The sequence below is a fragment of the Caulobacter sp. GW822-FHT01G02 genome (assembly GCF_058802865.1).
The window spans coordinates 187,383-205,272 of record NZ_JBXAON010000004.1; the positions used below are offsets into that span (position 1 = coordinate 187,383).

The 17,890-nt window shown below is 69.5% G+C and carries 18 protein-coding genes and 1 pseudogene; 2 read left to right on the forward strand and 17 right to left on the reverse strand.

Translation table 11 applies throughout. The annotated features are described in order from the left end of the window. Window positions 1-23: 23 nt before the first annotated feature. Window positions 24-1,929, forward strand: a pseudogene (locus tag AC1RNC_RS13075) (ATP-binding protein). A 133-nt stretch (window positions 1,930-2,062) separates the two neighbouring features. After that, window positions 2,063-2,431: a hypothetical protein gene (locus AC1RNC_RS13080; protein WP_492886834.1), complete on the forward strand. Its 369-nt coding sequence runs from the start codon at window positions 2,063-2,065 to the stop codon at window positions 2,429-2,431. Window positions 2,432-2,440: 9 nt separating this feature from the next. Here the strand turns inward: AC1RNC_RS13080 and AC1RNC_RS13085 are convergent, their stop codons facing one another. The 17 genes from AC1RNC_RS13085 to ruvC form a co-directional block, all read right to left on the reverse strand. Next, window positions 2,441-3,262, reverse strand: coding sequence for a PhzF family phenazine biosynthesis protein (locus tag AC1RNC_RS13085; RefSeq protein ID WP_492886836.1), 822 nt, complete (start codon window positions 3,260-3,262; stop codon window positions 2,441-2,443). A 188-nt stretch (window positions 3,263-3,450) separates the two neighbouring features. Next, on the reverse strand, window positions 3,451-4,035 hold the full coding sequence (locus AC1RNC_RS13090; RefSeq protein WP_492886838.1) for a nucleotidyltransferase family protein: 585 nt from the start codon (window positions 4,033-4,035) through the stop codon (window positions 3,451-3,453). Continuing rightward, window positions 4,032-4,847: a bifunctional hydroxymethylpyrimidine kinase/phosphomethylpyrimidine kinase gene (thiD, locus tag AC1RNC_RS13095; RefSeq protein ID WP_492886840.1), complete on the reverse strand. Its 816-nt coding sequence runs from the start codon at window positions 4,845-4,847 to the stop codon at window positions 4,032-4,034. The genes AC1RNC_RS13090 and thiD overlap by 4 nt, the downstream gene beginning before the upstream one ends. Window positions 4,848-4,914: 67 nt before the next feature. Beyond that, a complete protein-coding gene (gene folP, locus AC1RNC_RS13100; RefSeq protein WP_492886842.1) occupies window positions 4,915-5,727 on the reverse strand; it encodes a dihydropteroate synthase in 813 nt (270 codons plus the stop codon). A 79-nt stretch (window positions 5,728-5,806) separates the two neighbouring features. Next, on the reverse strand, window positions 5,807-7,690 hold the full coding sequence (gene ftsH / locus AC1RNC_RS13105) for an ATP-dependent zinc metalloprotease FtsH (protein ID WP_492886844.1): 1,884 nt from the start codon (window positions 7,688-7,690) through the stop codon (window positions 5,807-5,809). Window positions 7,691-7,768: 78 nt separating this feature from the next. Then, window positions 7,769-8,986 (reverse strand): tRNA lysidine(34) synthetase TilS, encoded by a 1,218-nt coding sequence (gene tilS, locus AC1RNC_RS13110; RefSeq protein ID WP_492886846.1) that lies wholly within the window; start codon window positions 8,984-8,986, stop codon window positions 7,769-7,771. A 175-nt stretch (window positions 8,987-9,161) separates the two neighbouring features. Then, a complete protein-coding gene (ybgF, locus tag AC1RNC_RS13115; protein ID WP_492886848.1) occupies window positions 9,162-10,031 on the reverse strand; it encodes a tol-pal system protein YbgF in 870 nt (289 codons plus the stop codon). Window positions 10,032-10,106: 75 nt separating this feature from the next. Then, window positions 10,107-10,673 (reverse strand): peptidoglycan-associated lipoprotein Pal, encoded by a 567-nt coding sequence (gene pal, locus AC1RNC_RS13120; protein WP_492887217.1) that lies wholly within the window; start codon window positions 10,671-10,673, stop codon window positions 10,107-10,109. A gap of 190 nt (window positions 10,674-10,863) precedes the next feature. Then, complete coding sequence (gene tolB, locus AC1RNC_RS13125) at window positions 10,864-12,162, reverse strand: Tol-Pal system beta propeller repeat protein TolB (RefSeq protein ID WP_492887218.1); 1,299 nt, start codon at window positions 12,160-12,162, stop codon at window positions 10,864-10,866. Between the two features lie 47 nt (window positions 12,163-12,209). Further along, window positions 12,210-13,025 (reverse strand): cell envelope integrity protein TolA, encoded by an 816-nt coding sequence (gene tolA, locus AC1RNC_RS13130; RefSeq protein WP_492886850.1) that lies wholly within the window; start codon window positions 13,023-13,025, stop codon window positions 12,210-12,212. A 19-nt stretch (window positions 13,026-13,044) separates the two neighbouring features. Continuing rightward, complete coding sequence (locus AC1RNC_RS13135; protein WP_492886852.1) at window positions 13,045-13,566, reverse strand: ExbD/TolR family protein; 522 nt, start codon at window positions 13,564-13,566, stop codon at window positions 13,045-13,047. 4 nt (window positions 13,567-13,570) lie between these two features. Then, complete coding sequence (gene tolQ / locus AC1RNC_RS13140) at window positions 13,571-14,269, reverse strand: protein TolQ (RefSeq protein ID WP_125159123.1); 699 nt, start codon at window positions 14,267-14,269, stop codon at window positions 13,571-13,573. Window positions 14,270-14,384: 115 nt separating this feature from the next. Beyond that, complete coding sequence (gene ybgC, locus AC1RNC_RS13145) at window positions 14,385-14,852, reverse strand: tol-pal system-associated acyl-CoA thioesterase (protein WP_492886854.1); 468 nt, start codon at window positions 14,850-14,852, stop codon at window positions 14,385-14,387. Continuing rightward, window positions 14,849-15,673 (reverse strand): FtsW/RodA/SpoVE family cell cycle protein, encoded by an 825-nt coding sequence (locus AC1RNC_RS13150; protein ID WP_492886856.1) that lies wholly within the window; start codon window positions 15,671-15,673, stop codon window positions 14,849-14,851. Before AC1RNC_RS13150 ends, ybgC begins: the two co-directional genes overlap by 4 nt. A gap of 7 nt (window positions 15,674-15,680) precedes the next feature. Further along, complete coding sequence (gene ruvB / locus AC1RNC_RS13155; protein WP_492886858.1) at window positions 15,681-16,715, reverse strand: Holliday junction branch migration DNA helicase RuvB; 1,035 nt, start codon at window positions 16,713-16,715, stop codon at window positions 15,681-15,683. Next, a complete protein-coding gene (ruvA, locus tag AC1RNC_RS13160; protein ID WP_492836887.1) occupies window positions 16,712-17,329 on the reverse strand; it encodes a Holliday junction branch migration protein RuvA in 618 nt (205 codons plus the stop codon). Before ruvA ends, ruvB begins: the two co-directional genes overlap by 4 nt. Continuing rightward, window positions 17,326-17,847: a crossover junction endodeoxyribonuclease RuvC gene (gene ruvC, locus AC1RNC_RS13165; RefSeq protein ID WP_492887219.1), complete on the reverse strand. Its 522-nt coding sequence runs from the start codon at window positions 17,845-17,847 to the stop codon at window positions 17,326-17,328. Before ruvC ends, ruvA begins: the two co-directional genes overlap by 4 nt. Between the last annotated feature and the right edge of the window lie 43 nt (window positions 17,848-17,890).

Consider the following 17,890-nt stretch of genomic DNA (forward strand, 5'->3'; position numbering starts at 1 on the left):
TGCGGCACACTGTCGCAACATTGATGAATACCTGGACGTGGGATGAGCAGCATCCGCAATCATAGCGGGTATACACACGCACCGCTGCAGGCGCGCATCGCTGGCGTGGCTTTGGCCACGACCGTGCTGGCGCTGGTGGCCGCATGCCTGTGCTTCATGCTGCAGCAATGGAGCGTCGCGCGGCAGGAAGCGCGCGCCAATCACGAGATTCTGGCCGAGATGGCCGCCGCCGGCGCCGCCGCGCCGCTGGCCGATCACAACATGGTCGGCGTCTATCGCGCCCTGGAAGCCGTCGCCAAGGCCCCCAGCGTGGCGGGCGTGCGCATCACCGACACCAAGGGGCGCGTCGTCGCCCAACTGGGCGCGGCCAATCCGGCCGACACCGACACCTTGACCCGCCCCATCAAGCTCGCCTCGCAGGATGTCGGCACGCTGGTGCTGCTGGCCGAGCATCCGGGCCTGGGCCAGATCCTGGCCCGCGACCTGGCCCTGACCGGCGCCCTGTTCTTCGGCGCGGCCGGCCTGGCGATTCTCCTGGCCAACAGCCTGGCGCGCCGCCTGGCGCGGCCGATGGAGCGCCTGTCGGAAGCCATGCACGAGACCGCCGTCGGGGGCCGCTTCAAGGCCGTCGAGCAGACCGCCGACGACGATGTCTTCCAGAGCCTGACCGACAGCTTCAACCACCTGGTCTGTCGCCTTGAGGCCAACGACCACGACCTGCGCGGCGCCATGGCCGAGCTGGTCAGGGCGCGCGACGACGCCAACGCCGCCAATGTCCTGAAGTCGCACTTCCTGGCCAATATGAGCCACGAGATCCGCACGCCGTTGAACGGCGTCCTGGCCATGGCCGAGCTGATGGCCATGGACAAGATGAGCGACACCCAGCGCGAGCGCCTGAAGGTGATCCGCGAATCAGGCGCGGTGCTGCTGGGCGTGCTGAACGACGTGCTGGACCTCTCCAAGATCGAGGCGGGGCGTCTGGAGATCACCGACCGCCCGTTCGACATCGCCCAGTTGGCCCAGTCGATCCGCGAGACCTACGCGCCCCAGGCTCGCGACAAGGGCCTGGCCTTCGAGGTCGCCGTCGCGCCCGAGGCGCAGGGCCTGTGGCGCGGCGACGCCGACCGCCTGCGCCAGATCCTGGGCAACCTGATCGCCAACGCCCTGAAGTTCACCCTGGAAGGCGCGGTGGCCGTCAGGTTCGCCTCGGCCGAGGACGGCTCGGGCCTGCGCATCGACGTGGCCGACACCGGCATCGGCATCTCGCCCGAGATCCTGCCGCGCCTGTTCGACAAGTTCGTCCAGGCCGACAGCTCGACCACGCGCCGTTTCGGCGGCTCGGGCCTGGGCCTGGCCATCTGCCGCGAGCTGGCGGTGCTGATGGACGGCTCGATCAAGGTCCAGAGCCGCGAGGGTCGCGGTTCGACCTTCACCGTCCTGGTCGCCCTGCCCCGCGAGGAGGCGATCACCGACGTCCACTATATCGACGACGACCACGTCCCCGCGCCGCAAGCCGCGCCGGCCGAGACCGCCCGCCTGCGCGTGCTGGCCGCCGACGACAATCCGACCAACCAGAAGGTCGTCGCCGCCGTCCTGGCTCCGCTCAACGCCGAGGTGACCACGGTCGCCGACGGCCGGGCCTGCATCGAGGCTTGGCGGGCCGGGACGTTCGACATCGTGCTGATGGACATCCACATGCCCGTCATGGACGGCGTCGAGGCCGCCCGGGTCATCCGCGCCCTGGAAGCCGAACAGGGCCGCGCGCGCACCCCGATCATCGCCGTCACCGCCAACGCCCTGGCCCACCAGGTCGAGGACTATCTGGCCGCCGGCATGGACGGCCACGTGGCCAAGCCGATCGAGGTCACCAAGCTCTATGACGCGATCGAAGCGGCCATGACCGCCGCCCGCCCGGCCCAGGCGGCGTAAGCCAAACCCTCGACACCAGATGAACAGAACATAACGGGCGGCTCAGAACCGCTTCAGGCTGCGCGTGTTTCTCTTAGCTCAACGTCGCTTCCCCCCGGAGCGGCGGGACAAGTTTCAGAGAGGAACCGAACCAATGAAAAAGATCCTGATCTCGATCGCCGCGGTCTCGGCCCTGTCGGCCGCCGCCATTCCCGCCATCGCCTCGGCCCAGCCGATCAATGACCGCCAGGCCATGCTCGACCGCCGCATCGACATCGGCGTGCGCAACGGCTCGCTGACCCGCGGCGAGGCCTATCGCCTGCGCGCCGAACTGCGCGAGACCGAGCGCCTGGAGCACCGGTATCGTCGCGGCGGCCTGAGCGGCTGGGAACGCGCCGACCTGGATCGCCGCTTCGACCGCATCAGCGCCCAGATCCGCTACGAGCGCCACGACCGCGACTACGGCTATGGCTACGGCCACGGCTACGGCGATCGTGACCATCGCGGCCCGGGCCGCTGGTAACAGCCTGACCTAAGCCGGCTCCACCCGGAGCCGGCTCTCCAAGACCGTGAAGCCGCGGCCGCGCAACAGAACGCGCGCGTCGCGGCTTTCGCATTCCAGGTCCCCGCCCCGGCCCGGATAGGCCTGGTGGAACTTCAGCGGGCTCGCACCAAGCTTCGCCTCGTACAGCGGCGTCAGGATGCAGTGGGCCGAGCCGGTGGTCGGGTCCTCGGGGATGCCGAAGCCCGGCGCGAAGAAGCGGCTGACCACGGCGTAGGACTGGCCAGGATCGGCCGACGCCACGACCACGGCCTGGCCGGGGCCGCCGGTCGCCTCGCCCTGGATTTTCTTGACCAGGCCAAGGTCGGGCTTCAGGCCGCGCACCGTCGCCTCGCTATCCATCACCGCGATCAGATAGGCCCCGGCCCAGACCTCGACAGGTTGCGCGCCCAACGCCTCGGCCAGCCCCTCCGGGATCTCCGTCCGGCGCGGCGGATCGGCGGGAAAGTCCATCTCCAGCCCTTCATCTGCCCGCTTCACCGTCAGCGGCCCGGACAGGGTGTCGAAGGTCAGGAGCGGAACGTCGACGCCCAGTTCCTCGAACAGGGCGTGCGCCGCCGCCAGGGTGGCGTGGCCACACAGCGGGGCCTCCAGGGCCGGCGTGAACCAGCGCAGGCCATAGCGGGCCGGATCGGCGGTCTTCAGCAGATAGGCCGTCTCGGCCTGGTTGTTCTCGGCCGCCAGGGCCTGCATCCAGGCGGCGGAGGGCCACGCGTCCAGCGGCTCGACCACACAGGCGGGGTTGCCCCTGAACGGTCCGCTGGCGAAGGCGTCGATGGTCCACTGGCGCATAGCGATCTCCCAAACTGGACATCGCTGTTATGCGCGCGGAACGCGGTCGGCAAAGGCTTTATTGTCCTCGTGACAATCGCCGCGGAGCTGAAAACCTCGTCCTTCGACAAGCTCAGGATGAGGTTTTCAACTGCACGGCCTCAACATTCGTCCTTATCCTGAGCCTGTCGAAGGACGAGGACGGCTTCTCACCCCTCGACGGTGATCTCGGGCCAGCGCGCCTTTGCCGAGCCCGTCGTGCGCTCCCAGCCGCCCGCGCCCTTCACCCGGAGCGGATTGGGCCGCAGGCGCATGGCGAAGAGGTCCTCCAGGCCGAACGGCGCCCAGACGCTCAGGGTGTCATCATCCTCGAGCCGCACCCCGACGCAGAAGGCGGTGGCCACGAAGCGCTTCAGGGCCGCGGCGCTGTCCTCCAGCGGCGGGTAGGGCTCGTCGGCGCCGAACTTCTTCTCGAACCACAGGTGGACGCGGGCCTGGTTCCGCACCTCCACGAGGTCACGCAGCGGCGGCGCGAAAGCGGCGGCGACGCGCTGGATGACCACGTCCTCGGCCTCGTAGCTGGTGTCGCTGTCGTCGTGATAGGCGACGTCATAGTCCTTGATGCCGTAGGCGAGATCGCGGCCGGTCAGGGCGTTCCAGACCGGCTGATAGATCGCGCCGGAGAAGATCATCCAGTCGGGCAGATCGAGCTCCCGGACGGTGCGCAGCACCTCCCAGGTGGTGGGCGTGGCGCGGACGATCTCCCGCAAGCGGTCCTCGAGAGGGGGGCTCATCGGCGCAGCGTCCAGCCGTGGTCCAGCGGGCCGTGGCCGACGCCGAAACCGGGCGCGCGCAGCATGGCCTCGTGGACATAGTTCCAGGCCCGGGCGACCGCCTCGTTCAGCGAAAGCCCCTGGGCCAGGCCCGTAGCGCAGGCGCTGGCCAGGGTGCAGCCGGTGCCGTGGGTGTGACGGGTCTCGATCCGCTCGCCCTCGAAGGTGGTTTCGCCGTCGGCGGTCATCAGCACGTCGACGACACGCTCACCGTCGATATGACCGCCCTTCATCAGCACCGCCTTGGCGCCCATCGCCAGCAGGCCCTCGCCGGCCCGGCGCAGGTCATCGGTGGTCTCGACCGTCAGGCCCGTCAGGGCGGCGGCCTCGGGAGCGTTAGGGGTCAATAGGGCCGCGCGCGGGATCATCAGGCTCTTGACCGCGCCGATCGCGGCCTCGGCCAGCAAGGCGGCGCCGCCCTTGGCGATCATCACCGGGTCGACGATGACCGGGATCTGGCCCGCGTGATCGATCGCGGCGGCCACGGTCTCGACCACCCCGACGTCGCCCAGCATGCCGGTCTTGATCGCGTCGGCGCCGATGTCGTCCAGCACCGCCCGGGCCTGGGCGGCGATCACGTCCAGCGGAATCGGATGGACGCCGGTGACGCCCAGGGTGTTCTGCACCGTCACGGCGGTGATCGCGGTGGCCGCGTAGCCCCCCAGGGCGGTGATGGTCTTGATGTCGGCCTGGATCCCCGCGCCGCCGCCGGAATCCGATCCGGCGATGACGAGGACCCGGCCCAGGGGCGCTGTGAGGGGAACTTGGGACATGGAGGGTGTTTAGGCGGGAATCGGATCACCGGAAACTCCCTTCCCCGTTGATGGAGAAGGGATAGGCCTAAGCCCCCGCGATCGCCGCCTGGACGTCCAGGGCCTGGACCGTCTCGCGCACGTCGTGGACCCGCACCGCCGCCACGCCGGCCGCGGCGCCGGCCAGGTGCGCGGCCAGCGAGCCGCCCAGGCGATCCGTGGCCTCGCCCGCCGACGGGTCGAGCCCGGCGATGAAACGCTTGCGGCTGGCCCCCAGCAGGATCGGATACCCCAGGGCCACGAAGCGCGGCAGGGCCTTCAGCAAGGCGAGGTTGTGGGCCACCGTCTTGCCGAAGCCGATGCCCGGATCCAGCCAGATCTTCTCCTTGGCCACGCCGGCGGCCATGGCCGTGAAGGCCCGCGCCAGCAGGAAGGCCTCGACCTCGGCGACCACGTCGCCATAGCGCGGGTCGTCCTGCATGGTTCCGGGCTGACCCAGCATGTGCATGAGGATCACCTCGCAGCCCAGCTCGGCGGCGACCTCGGGCGCCTCGGGCGAGAAACGCAGAGCGGCCACGTCGTTCCAGATGTTCGCCCCGGCCCTGACCGCCGCGCGCGCGACGCCGGGCTTCATCGTGTCGATCGAGATCGGGATATCGCTGGCCCGGCGGATCGCCTCGATGATCGGGACCACGCGCAGGATCTCGTCGAACTCCGAGACCGGGGCCGCGCCCGGCCGGGTGCTCTCGCCGCCGATGTCGAGGATGTCGGCGCCCTGGGCGATCAGCCGGCGCGCGTGCTCGATCCCGTCGGCGGCGCCGAGATACTTGCCGCCGTCGGAGAAGCTGTCGGGCGTGACGTTGACGATCCCCATCACACGGGGGCGCAGGGCCTGGATCATGGCGCGGTTCTAGACCTCGCGCGGCCAAGAAAAAAGCCGGCCCTTTCGAGCCGGCTTTGATCGTCTGAGTTCGGTCCGCCTAGGCTGTGACGCTAGTGCCCGCGCCCGGGGACAGCGGCACCAGGGACGGCGCGGAGACCGTCTCCTTGTTGCTCTCGTCCTCGTCGCGCTTGGGGGTCTCGCCCTTCATGACGCCGATGATCTCGTCGCCGCTCAGGGTTTCGAACTCCAGCAGGGCCTTAGCCACGACGTGCAGGTTGTCGAGCTCTTCGGTCAGGATCTTGCGGGCGTCGTCTTCGCCGCTCTTGACCAGGCGGCGGACTTCCTTGTCGATCTTGACCATCGTCTCGGGCGAGACGTTCTGGGTGCGGGCGACCGAATGGCCCAGGAACACCTCGTCCTGGTTGTCGCCATAGGCCACCGTGCCCAGCTCGTCCGAGAAGCCCCAGCGGGTGACCATGTTGCGGGCCAGGCTGGTGGCGGCGCTGATGTCGCTGGACGCGCCCGAGGTGATCTTCTCCTTGCCGAAGATCAGCTCCTCGGCGACGCGGCCGGCCATCATGATCGCCAGGCGCGAGGTCATCATGTCGTAGCTCATCGAGTAGCGGTCGCCCTCGGGCAGCTGCATGACCATGCCCAGGGCGCGGCCGCGCGGCACGATCGTGGCCTTGTGGACCGGATCGGCGACGGGAACGCGCAGGGCCACCAGAGCGTGGCCGCCCTCGTGATAGGCGGTCAGCTTCTTCTCGGCGTCGCTCATGGCCATCGAGCGGCGCTCGGCGCCCATCATGACCTTGTCCTTGGCGGCTTCGAAGTCATGCATGGTGACCATGCGGCGGTTCTTGCGGGCGGCCAGCAGGGCGCCTTCGTTGACCAGGTTGGCCAGATCGGCGCCCGAGAAGCCCGGGGTGCCGCGCGCCAGGGTCTTGACGTCGACGTCGGCGGCCAGCGGCACGTTCTTCATGTGCACGCGGATGATCTTCTCGCGGCCGGCGACGTCCGGGTTCGGCACCACGACCTGACGGTCGAAGCGGCCCGGACGCAGCAGGGCGGGGTCCAGCACGTCGGGACGGTTGGTGGCGGCGATCAGGATGATGCCTTCATTGGCCTCGAAGCCGTCCATCTCGACCAGCAGCTGATTGAGGGTCTGCTCGCGCTCGTCGTTGCCGCCGCCCAGGCCGGCGCCGCGGTGGCGACCGACGGCGTCGATTTCGTCGATGAAGATGATGCAGGGCGCGTTCTTCTTGGCCTGCTCGAACATGTCGCGCACGCGGCTGGCGCCGACGCCGACGAACATCTCAACGAAGTCCGAACCGGAAATGGTGAAGAACGGCACGCCCGCCTCCCCCGCGACCGCGCGGGCGATCAGGGTCTTACCCGTACCGGGAGGGCCGACCAGCAGGGCGCCCTTGGGGATCTTGCCGCCCAGGCGCTGGAACTTGGCCGGATCCTTCAGGAAGTCGACGACCTCCTGCAGTTCTTCCTTGGCCTCGTCGACGCCGGCGACGTCCTCGAAGGTGATGCGGTTCTTGTTCTCGGTCAGCAGCCGGGCCTTGGACTTGCCAAAGCCCATGGCGCCCTTCGCCCCGCCTTGCATCTGGCGCATGAAGAACAGCCAGACGCCCACGACCAGCAGGATCGGCAACAGCTGGACCACGATGGCCAGGAAGCTGATCGAGCCGCTCTTGAACTTCACGTCGGCGTTCTTGGCCACCATGCGGTTGACCAGTTCGTCGGAGTTCAGCGGCGCGTTGACCGTCAGCACCTTGCCGTCGGCGCCCTTGGCCATGACGGTCTGCCCCGCGATCTCGGCGGACTTGATCTTGCCCGCGTCAACATCCTTGAGGAGCTGCGAATAGCTTATCTCGCCGCCGCCCTTGGTGCGGGCGTTCTGACTGACGACGAACACGCCCGCCAGCACCGCGACGATCACCAGCCAGATGGCCAGGTTCCGGAAATTCATACGCCTCGTCTTCCCAACGAATAGGTTCTTGACCTCCCAAGATAGGAGGTCACGCGCGCTTGCGCCATGGACGTGACATCAGGTCACGGATTCTTGGTCGATCAGACCGATCGCGGCCTTGAAACGATCCAGAACGAGCGGACGCGCGCGCGCACTTCCTTCGGCTGCAAGGTCCGGGCCGTCAAGCGCGGGGCAATACGGGACCGCGCCGGGACGCATGATCAACGGCAGGCCGGGACGGGCCGGCGCCGGGAGGGCGGAGAGGGCGGCGCGCTGGCTGGGCGAGAGACGGGAGGCCTCGCCCTTCAAGGCGCTGACGGTCAGCGGCTCGGCGCCGGCGGCAATTTCCCAGCGACCGTCCCAGACGCGGGTCTGGCCCGGAGCAAGGTCCTGCGGGCCAAGGCCGCCGCGCGCGATTTCGCCGGCGTCGCGGCAGACCATCACCTCCGTGTCAGCCTCGATCCGCGCGCCGGAGAGGGTAGCGGTGAAGATTTCACCGGAGCGCAGACGTTGCGCCAACCGCGCCAGCCGTTCGCCCCGGGGCGGTCGCTCCGTCCCGGCGGCGCACAGCAGGGCGGCGGCCAGATGGGCGGCGGCGACATCGCGCGACAGGCGGATGGTTCCGGCGCGGTCGACTTCGAAGGCCGGTGGGCGGCGCGAAACGGCCTCGTCCGCCGTAACCTCGTCGACGCCCGACGCCCTGGCCCGCGCCCGAGCGTAGCGGAGATCCTCGTTGGCGGGATCGTCCAGCCAGGTCTCGCCCTCGGCGGCCAAGGCCCGCCGGATCTCGTCGCGGGTCAGGCCCAGCAGCGGCCGCAGCAGGAAGACGCCCCGCCCCTCAGGCCAGACCGGCGACGGCGCCCATTCGCGGGGGTCGGAAACCGTCGACCCCTCGGCCCGCATGGCCGCGCCCTCGGCCAGATCGCTGGCGGTGTGGCCCAGCAGCAGGACCTTGGCCCCGGCCTCTCGGGCGGCGGCGGCCAGCAGAGCGTGACGCGCGCGACGGGCGGCGGCGGGGACACCGGTGGAAGGCTTGTCGCCAGTCCACGCCAGCGCTTTCGCCGCCGCGCCCAGCGCCCGCGCCTTGGCGACGGCCTCGGCGGTCCAGCGCGCGCTGTCGGGCTGAAGCTGGTGATCGACGACCAGGGCCAGAACGGGCCGTTGGCCCGCCCAGTCCACGACCGCCTTCAGCAGGAAGAGAGAATCGCCGCCGCCGGAGAAGCCGACGGCCAGCGGCGCGGTGGAGGCGCGGTCCAGGCGACGATCGAGGATGGCGTGGATGCTCATCAATCCCACAATCCCAATTCTCCCGTCATTCCCGCCCTTGTGGCGGGAACCCCTCTATCCGCCGCACGTGCGGGAGGGGCGGACTGCCGAGCAGTCCGCTTGCGTCTCACGTGTCAGCTGAACCAGGGGTTCCCGCCACAAGGGCGGGAATGACGGCGGTTATGGGAGGGCTGGAAACCCAATCCTACGCGCACTTGGCCGCGACGCGGGTCGAGGCCGCGCGCGAGGTGACCTGGGCCGGAGCCTTCGGATAGCGCTTGGTCAGCTCGTCCAGCGTGCGACAGGCCTCGGTGGTCTTCTTCAGAGCCACCATCGAACGGGCCAGCTTCAGCGTGGCGTCCGGCGCCCAGCTGGTCTGCGGCCAGCCGCGGATCGCGCCGATATAGGCGCCGGCCGCGTCGGTGTAGGCCTCGCGCACGAACAGGGTCTCGCCCTGCCAGTAGCGGGCCTCCGGCGCCTTGGCGCTGTCCGGATAATTGTTCGCATAGGCCGCGAAGGCCTGCTCGGCGTTGGCGTAGTCGCCGGCCAGCAGCAGATCCTTGGCCTGCTTGAAGGCCACGGCCGGATCGGCGGGCGGCGCCGGCGGCGGCGGGGTCCCGCCGGCGAGCGCCATTCCCCCGGTTCCTTGGGCGCTCACCTCGGCCGCAGCGGTCTGCATGTCGGCGATCGACTTCTCCAGCGCGGCCAGGCGCTGTTCCAGCAGGTCGGCGCGCGCCTTCTGGTCGGCGACGGCGCGATTGGCCTTGGTCAGCTCGAAATTGGCGGCCTCGTTCTGGCCGTTCAGCTTGGTCAGGGTCTGTTCCAGGTCGCCGACCCGCTCGTTCAGGGCGGCGATCTGGGCGTCGGTCTCGGCCGGCTGCACAACGACGGGCTTACCGGTGTCGCGGCCCTGGAAGACGATCGACCGCAGCTCGCGGACCACCTTCTCCATGCGCTCGACGCGCTTGGCCGAGCGATCGTCCAATGGATCCTCGGCGGGCAGCGGGGTCTGGGCGACGGCCACGGCTGCGGTCGAGGCGAACAGGACGGCGAGCAGAGCGGATTTCAGCTTCATGACCGTGATCTAACGATAGGACGCGGACAAAACTAGGGCGGCTACTCGTTGAGCAGCCGCCCCAGGACTTGCGGCTTAGCGGGCGCCGTCCGTGATGGCCGTGTGGCCGTTACGGTTCTTGGCCCAGGCCTCTTCGCTCGTGCCCGCGTCGATCGGACGTTCCTTGCCGAACGAGATCGTCTCGATGCGGGCGGCGGCGACGCCTTGGCCGATCAGGAAATCACGCACGGCGTTGGCGCGGCGGGCGCCGAGCGCCAGGTTGTACTCGCGGGTGCCGCGTTCGTCGGCGTTGCCTTCGATGCGGACGCGGACCTGCGGATAGCGGTTCAGCCACTGAGCCTGGCCGGCCAGGACCGGCTGGGCGTCGGCGCGGACCGAATATTCGTCGGTGTCGAAATAGACGCGGTCTCCGACATTGACGACGAAGTCCTGAACCGAACCCGGCAGCACGCCGCTCGACACCGGCGGGGCCGGCGGCGGGGTGTAGGGCTGGCTCGGCGCGGCCGGCGTCGGTTCCGGCGCCGGCGCAACGGGCTGGGGCTTCGGACGCGAAGCGCAGGCGGCGAGCGAGGCGGCAGCCACGCCGACGAGCGCCAGTCTAATGGCGCGCTGGGTGTCGAAGCTCATCCAGTTTCTCCTCAGTCTACGAACTCTGGACCTGATCCATACCTGCGCAACGCTTGCAATGGACCCATGAAATGCCTGACCAAGCCTCACAATGATGTCAGAAGCTCGTCAGACGATGATGATTCACTTCCGGCGCGAATAGACCCAGCCGAAACCTCTGCCTTAACGCCTGTGCTTCGCGCAGGTTGCCCGAAGGATGTGTCAATCAGTCGAGCAGCGGCGACCAGGCCGGGTCGGAGCCCGAACCGCCATAGGCCGCCGGCCGCAGGATCCGGCCGGTGATGTCCACCGTCCACAGCTTGGGATTGCCGGCCGAGCCCTCGCGGAAGAACATCAGAACCCGGCCGTTCGGCGCCCAGGTCGGACCCTCGTCCAGATAGCTGGTGGTCAGCAGACGCTCGTCGCTGCCGTCGGGACGCATGACGCCGATGTGGAATTCGCCGCCGGTCTGCTTGGTGAAGGCGATGAAGTCGCCGCGCGGGCTCCAGACCGGGGTCGTGTAGCGGCCGCCGCCGTACGAGATGCGGCGCACGCCCGAGCCGTCGGTGTTCATCACATAGAGCTGGGCCTGGCCGCCGCGGTCGGAGTTGAAGGCGATCTTGGTCCCGTCCGGCGAGAACGACGGCGAGGTGTCGATGGCCGGGTCGGTGGTGATGCGGGTGGTGGCGCGGCTGCGCAGGTCCATCAGATAGATGTCGCTGTTGCCGGCCTTCTCGACCGAGAACGCCACCTTGCTGCCATCCGGCGAGAAGCGCGGGGCGAACACCATGCCCGGGAACTTGCCGACCGTTTCTTGCCGGCTGGTCTCCAGGTTCAGCAGGTAGATCGACGACCCCGTCGGCCGCAGGGCCATATAGGTCAGTTCCTGACTGGTCGACGAGAAGCGCGGCGTCATCACGATGTACGAGCCGTCGGTCAGGTACTGCGGGTTGGCGCCGTCCTGGTCCATGATCGCCAGGCGCTTGACGCGGGCCAGCTTGGGGCCGCTCTCGGCGACGAAGGCCACGCGGGTGTCGAAATAGCCCTTCTCGCCGGTCAGGCGCTCATAGACGGCGTCGCTGATCTTGTGGGCCACCCGCCGCCAGTTGTCGGGCGTCGAGGAAAATTGCAGGCCCAGCAGCTGCTGCTGGCTGAACACGTCCCACAGGCGGAAGTCGACGCGCAGGCCGCCGTCGGGGCCGACCGTGACCTGGCCGTTGATCAGGGCCTGGGCGCCCGTCGCCTGCCAGTCGGGGAAGCGCGGCTGGACGTTGACGTCCTGCAGCTTGTCCGGCACGCCCGACACGTTCAACGGCTGGAACAGGCCCGAGCGCTCGAGATTGCCGGTGATGACCTGGGCGATCTCGGCCCCGCGCGTCGTCCCCGAGAAGGCGGGAACCGCGATCGGCAGCGGCTTGACCGCGCCGGCGTTGATGTCGACCTCGATCTGCGCGGCGGCCGGCGTGACGAAAGCCGCGCCGCCCAGCAGGACGGCGGCCATGAGCAAGAGAGCTCTCAGACGCATCGGGGCTTTCAAGCGCATCGAAGTCTCCTTCTTGATCCTTCCGAGCATCAACGCGAACAGGCCTGTTTTGCGTTGAAGTTCAGGGCGATTTTCTGACCGTACAGGTCGGACGGCAGGTAGGCGAACGGCGAGGCGGCGAACAGCGCGCGGATGGCGCGGTCCGAAGCCGCCTTCACCACGGGATCGGGCGAGGACGTGCCCGGCGACTCCGGCTGACCGACGACCCGGCCGCCCGGTCCGATCACGAACACCACGCGGACATTGACGTTGGCGCCGCCTTCGACCTCGCAGTTGGGGTTCCAGCGGTCCTGGACCTCGCCCTGCAGGCGGCCCAGGGCGGCGGCGGACAGCCCCGTCGCCGCGCCCATGGCCGGGCGGGCCGAGACCGAGGTCTCCGCCCGGGCCGGCCCCTTGGGGGCGTTGGCGGTCGGCTTGCCCGTCGCCTTCTTGGACTTGGCGATCGAGGCTTCCAGCGAGGCGAAGAAGTCGGTGTCCGGCTTCTTCTGCGTCGGGGTCGGCTTGGCCGGCTTGGGCGTAACGGCCGGCTTTGGAACGGGCGTCGGCTTGGGCGGCGGCGCGGGAGCCGGGGTCGGCGTGGGCGCGGGCGTCGGAGCCGGCGGCTGCGGCGTGGCCTCCGGGACCGGATCCGGCGTCTGCGCCGTCTGCTCCTCGGGCGCTTCCTCGGCGGGACGTACATTGGTCGGGCCGTTGGTGACGATGGTCACCGGCACCGACTCGCCGATGGTGATCGGCTTGGACTGCTTCCACGGCAGGCCGAACGCGATCAGCGCCGCCACGGCCGCGTGCAGCGCGATCGAGGCCAGCAGGCCCGGAGAGATCGGGGATTCGCGGCGAACGCTCATCAAGCTTTCCTGGCCGCCCCTATTGCGCCGGCCGCAGGTCGCCCGAGCCCTCCGGCTGAGCATCCTTCGGCGCCGCGCCCGTGGAGGGACCGCCCGTCTCGGTGATCAGGTTGATCTTGTTGAAGCCCGCGTTCGACAGGCCCGCCATCACCTGGGCGACGACCGCATAGGTCGCCCCGCCGTCGGCGCGGACGAAGATCGGCTTGTCGTAGCCGCTGCCGGCGATCGCGGTCAGGCGCGGGGCCAGGTTCTGGAACGGGATCTCGGTCTCGCCGACGAAGATCTTGCCCTCGCGGTTGATCGACACTGTGATCGGCTCGTCCTGATTCTGCAGGGCGGCGGCTTCGGTCTTGGGCAGCTCCAGCGGCACGCCGGCGGTCAGCAGCGGCGCGCTGATCATGAAGATGATCAGCAGCACCAGCATCACGTCGACCAGCGGGGTGACGTTGATCTCGGACAGGGCCCCGCGCGAGCGGCGGCCGCGACGACGACGGCCCCGGCCGCCGCCGGTCGCGAAGGCGTCGTTGGACGACATCGCCATCGGCCTAGACCCGGTCCGACAGGCGACGCTGGATCGCGGTCGACAGATCGTCGGCGAAGCCTTCCAGGCGGCCGGCGTACTTGCCCGCGTCGGTCGAGAACTTGTTGTAGGCGATATAGGCCGGGATGGCGGCGATCAGGCCGACGGCCGTGGCGAACAACGCCTCGGCGATCGACGGGGCCACGACGGCCAGCGAGGTGTTCTTCGAGATCGCGATGTTCTGGAAGGCGTGCATGATGCCCCAGACGGTGCCGAACAGGCCGATGAACGGGCTGGCGGTGGCGACGATGGCCAGGCTGCCGAGGCCTTCCTCGACCTTGGCGTTCTCGCGGGCGATCTGGGCGTCCAGGATGCGGTCGATGCGGGCGATCAGGAAACCGGCCTGGTTCTCGCTCATGGCGCCCTTGGTCTTGGCGTCGCGCCATTCCTTCAGCGCCGCCTGCAGCATGCGCGGCAGGGCGTGGCGCGGATTGGCGCCGGCCTCGCCCGCGACGTCCTCCAGCGAACGCCCGCCCGAGACCTGCTCCTCGAAGCGGTCGGCGGCGCGGTTCAGGCCCGCGAAGCGAACCAGCTTGTCCAGAATCACGGCCCACGAGCCCAGAGACGCCAGGATCAGGCCGATCATGACGGCCTTCACGACCCAGTCGGCCTGCATGAACAGGGCGAAGAACGAGAAATTCGGGGCGGCTGCCGAGGCGTCCATGCGGGTTATGGCTCCGTTGGGGCGTCTGAAACTCTTATCACGCGCCGTATGGCATGAAGCGACGCTTGGGTGAAACTATGACAATCGTCGAGCGATCCCGAAAAACGCTGTTTGTTTATTCGTCGTCGCTGATCAGCCACGGCGCCAGCTGCGCCAGCATCTCCGCCGTCGGACGACGCGGACGGCCGTCCAGGGTGATGCAGACCGCCTCGCCCCGGGCCTCGACCAGCACCTCGTCGCCGCGCGTCACCTTCTGGCTGACATAGAGCCGCGCGCCCTTCACCCGGTCATAGGTCGTGCGCACGATCAGCGCGTCGTCGATCCGCGCCGAGCGCTTGAAGTCCAGCGTCATGTGGATGATCGCGAACGCCGTGTCGGCCTTGGCCAGCGCGGTGTGCGAGATTCCGACCATGCGGAAGAAGTCGCTGCGCCCCCGCTCCATGTAGCGCAGGTAGTTGGCGTGATAGACGATCCCCGAGAAGTCGGTGTCCTCGTAATAGATCCGCACGGGCAGCTGATGCTCGCGGCCGGAAAACACGCCGGCCGTCGGTTCAGGAGCGGTGGGTTCGGGCGGGGTCGTCATGAGGACTGCTTAGCCGCTGGCGTCGCGAACGTCAGCCCCATCGACATCAACCACCCCAGCACCGGCGCCGCCCCCGCCCCGATCACCGGCGCGGGATAGTTGGCGATCAGGTTGGCCAGGACGAAGCCGGCCCAGGCGGCGGCCAGCGCCAGGGCGGCGGGGGCGCGGCGACTCCAGAGCATGGCCATCGGCACGGCGATCAGCGCGACCGCCGCGAGCGGGCCCAAGGTCGGCGAGGCCTCGAAGGCGCGGCGGACAACCAGTTCGACGTGGTCGACGGCCGGCAGGGGATCGGGACGGCTCAGCGCCCAGGCGACGCCGGCCGCGCCGATGACGGCGAGGATTCCGGCCAGGCGGCGCTTGGACTTGTCGACCAGGGCCACGACGCCGAGCGCCAGGGTCAGGGCCAGCGCGGACGCCGCGTCGGGCTGGGCGGCGAGGACGACCAGGGTCGCGGCCAGCAGTAAGGCGACGATGGCGTCGAGGCGCTGGGCGGCGGTCCAGGCGGCCAGCGGGACCAGCAGCGAGGCGGCGTGCAGTTGCAGCGGTCCGAGCGCCACCCAGCGGCGGACGCCTTCCATCGAGACGCCGGCCACCAGGATGTAGGCCTCGATGGCCAGCGTCAGCGCGAGCACGATCACGGCGGCGATGCGCCCCGGCGGCCGGACGAGCCAGGCGATAACGATCGCCGAGAGCGCCCCGACCACGCCGGCGGCGACCTGCAGGATCATCGCCGGGGACGAGCCGCCGGCCGCGCGGATCGCCAGGACCGAGATGGCCAGGGTGGCCACGACCTGCAGCGTGACGGCGGCCTTGCGCATGGCGGTTCTACTCGTCGAACAGGCCGCCCTGCCCCGTCGGGGCCGGCGGCGCTTTCAGGCCAAGGTGCAGATAGGCCTTGCCGCAGGCCACCCGCCCGCGGGGCGTGCGCTGGATGAAGCCCTGCTGCATCAGATAGGGCTCGATGACGTCCTCGACGGCGTCGCGGGCCTCGGCGATGGCGTAGGCGATGGTCTCGACCCCGGCCGGGCCGCCGCCATAGTGCTCGATCAGGGCGCGCAGATAGCGACGGTCGAGACTGTCGAGGCCCACTTCGTCCACTTCAAGCCGGGCGAGCGCCAGGCCGGCGGCCTTGCGGTCGATGACGGCCGCGCCGTCGGCCTCGGCGAAATCGCGGACACGGCGCAGCAGACGGCCGGCGACCCGCGGGGTGCCGCGAGCCCGCTTGGCGATCTCGTCGGCCCCGTCCTCGGACAGCGGCGCGCCCATCTTGCGGGCCGCGCCCAGCAGCACGTGGCGCAACTCGGCGGGGGTGTAGAACTCCAGCCGGATCGGAATGCCGAAGCGGTCGCGCAAGGGCGTGGCCAGCATCCCCGCCCGGGTCGTCGCGGCCACCAGGGTGAAGGGCGCTAGGTCGATGCGGATCGAGCGCGCCGAGGGTCCCTCGCCGATCACCAGGTCCAGCACATGGTCCTCCATGGCCGGATAGAGGATTTCCTCGACGTTCGACGACAGGCGGTGGATCTCGTCGATGAACAGGACGTCGTTCGGCTCGAGATTGGTCAGGATCGCGGCCAGGTCGCCCGGCTTGTTCAGCACCGGGCCGGAGGTGGCGCGGAAATTGACGCCCAGTTCGCGGGCGATGATCTGGGCCAGGGTGGTCTTGCCCAGGCCCGGCGGACCGAACAGCAGCACGTGGTCCAGGGATTCGGCCCGCCCCTTGGCGGCCTCGATGAAGATGCGCAGATTGCCCTTGGCCTGCTCCTGACCGACGAACTCGGCCAGGGTTTGCGGGCGCAGAGCGCGGTCGGTCGCGGGAACATGGTCGCCGTGCTGGGGCTCGCCGGAGATGACGCGGGTCATCGCCCAAGCTCCTGCAGGCCGGCCTTGATCAGCGCCTGCACCGTCGCCTCTTCGCCCAGGCGATCGGCGGCGGCCTCCACCACGCGGCGAGCGTTCACCTCGGCGACGCCCAGCCCCATGAGGGCGGCGACGGCGTCGCCGGTGGGCGCGGGCTTGGCGGGCGCGGCGGTCGCGCCCGAGGCCGGGGCGGCTGTCAGCACCGGCCCGTCGGTGATCGGCTTGTCCTTCAGTTCAGTGACGATGCGCAGGGCCAGCTTGGGTCCCACGCCGTTGGCGCGGCCGACAGCGGCCTTGTCCTCGCGGGCCACCGCCGACGCCAGCTCCGCCGGAGACAGCACGTCCAGCACCGCCATGGCGGCCTTGGGCCCGACGCCCTGGATGGCCTGCAGCAGCACGAAGGCCTTGCGATCCTCGCGCGTGGCGAAGCCGTAGAGCCGCAGGCCCGCGCTCTCGCTCCACTGGCTCTCGATGTGCAGCAAGGTCTCCTCGCCCAGGGCCGGCAGGCGCTGAAGCGTGCGGTGGCCGCAGCGGACGACGTAGCCGACGCCCATGACGTCGATCAGAGCCTCTTCCTCGCCGACCTCGGCGACGGCGCCCCGCAATCTTCCGATCATGCGACCCTCCGATTGGCGACGCGCAGATTGGCGTGGGTGATGGCGACAGCCAGGGCGTCGGCGCAGTCGGCCGTGGTCTTGCCGGCCGTGGGCAGCAGGCGAGCGATCATGAAGCCGATCTGGGCCTTGTCGGCCGCGCCGGTGCCGACCACCGCCTTCTTGACCAGACGCGTGGAATACTCAGCGACCAGCAGCCCGGCGCGGGCCGGCGCGATCAGGGCGGCGGCGCGGGCGTGGCCCAGCTTCAGCGTCGACTGAGCGTTGGTGTTGAAGAACACCTCCTCGACCGCCGCCTCGTCGGGCTTGTGCTGCTCGATCACCGCGCAGATGCCCTCGAACAGATGCAGCAGGCGCTGGGCGAAGTCAGCCTTCTCGTCGGGAACGATCACCCCGTGGGCGACATGGCTCATGCGCGAGCCCTCGACCGTCAGCACGCCCCAGCCGGTGCGGCGCAGACCGGGATCGAGCCCCAGGATTCGGATTGGCGTGCGATTCGCGTTCATCATGTGTTCTCGCACCATCGCCTTTTCCCGGCCCCACGAAAAGCCAGTCCTTTGCTAA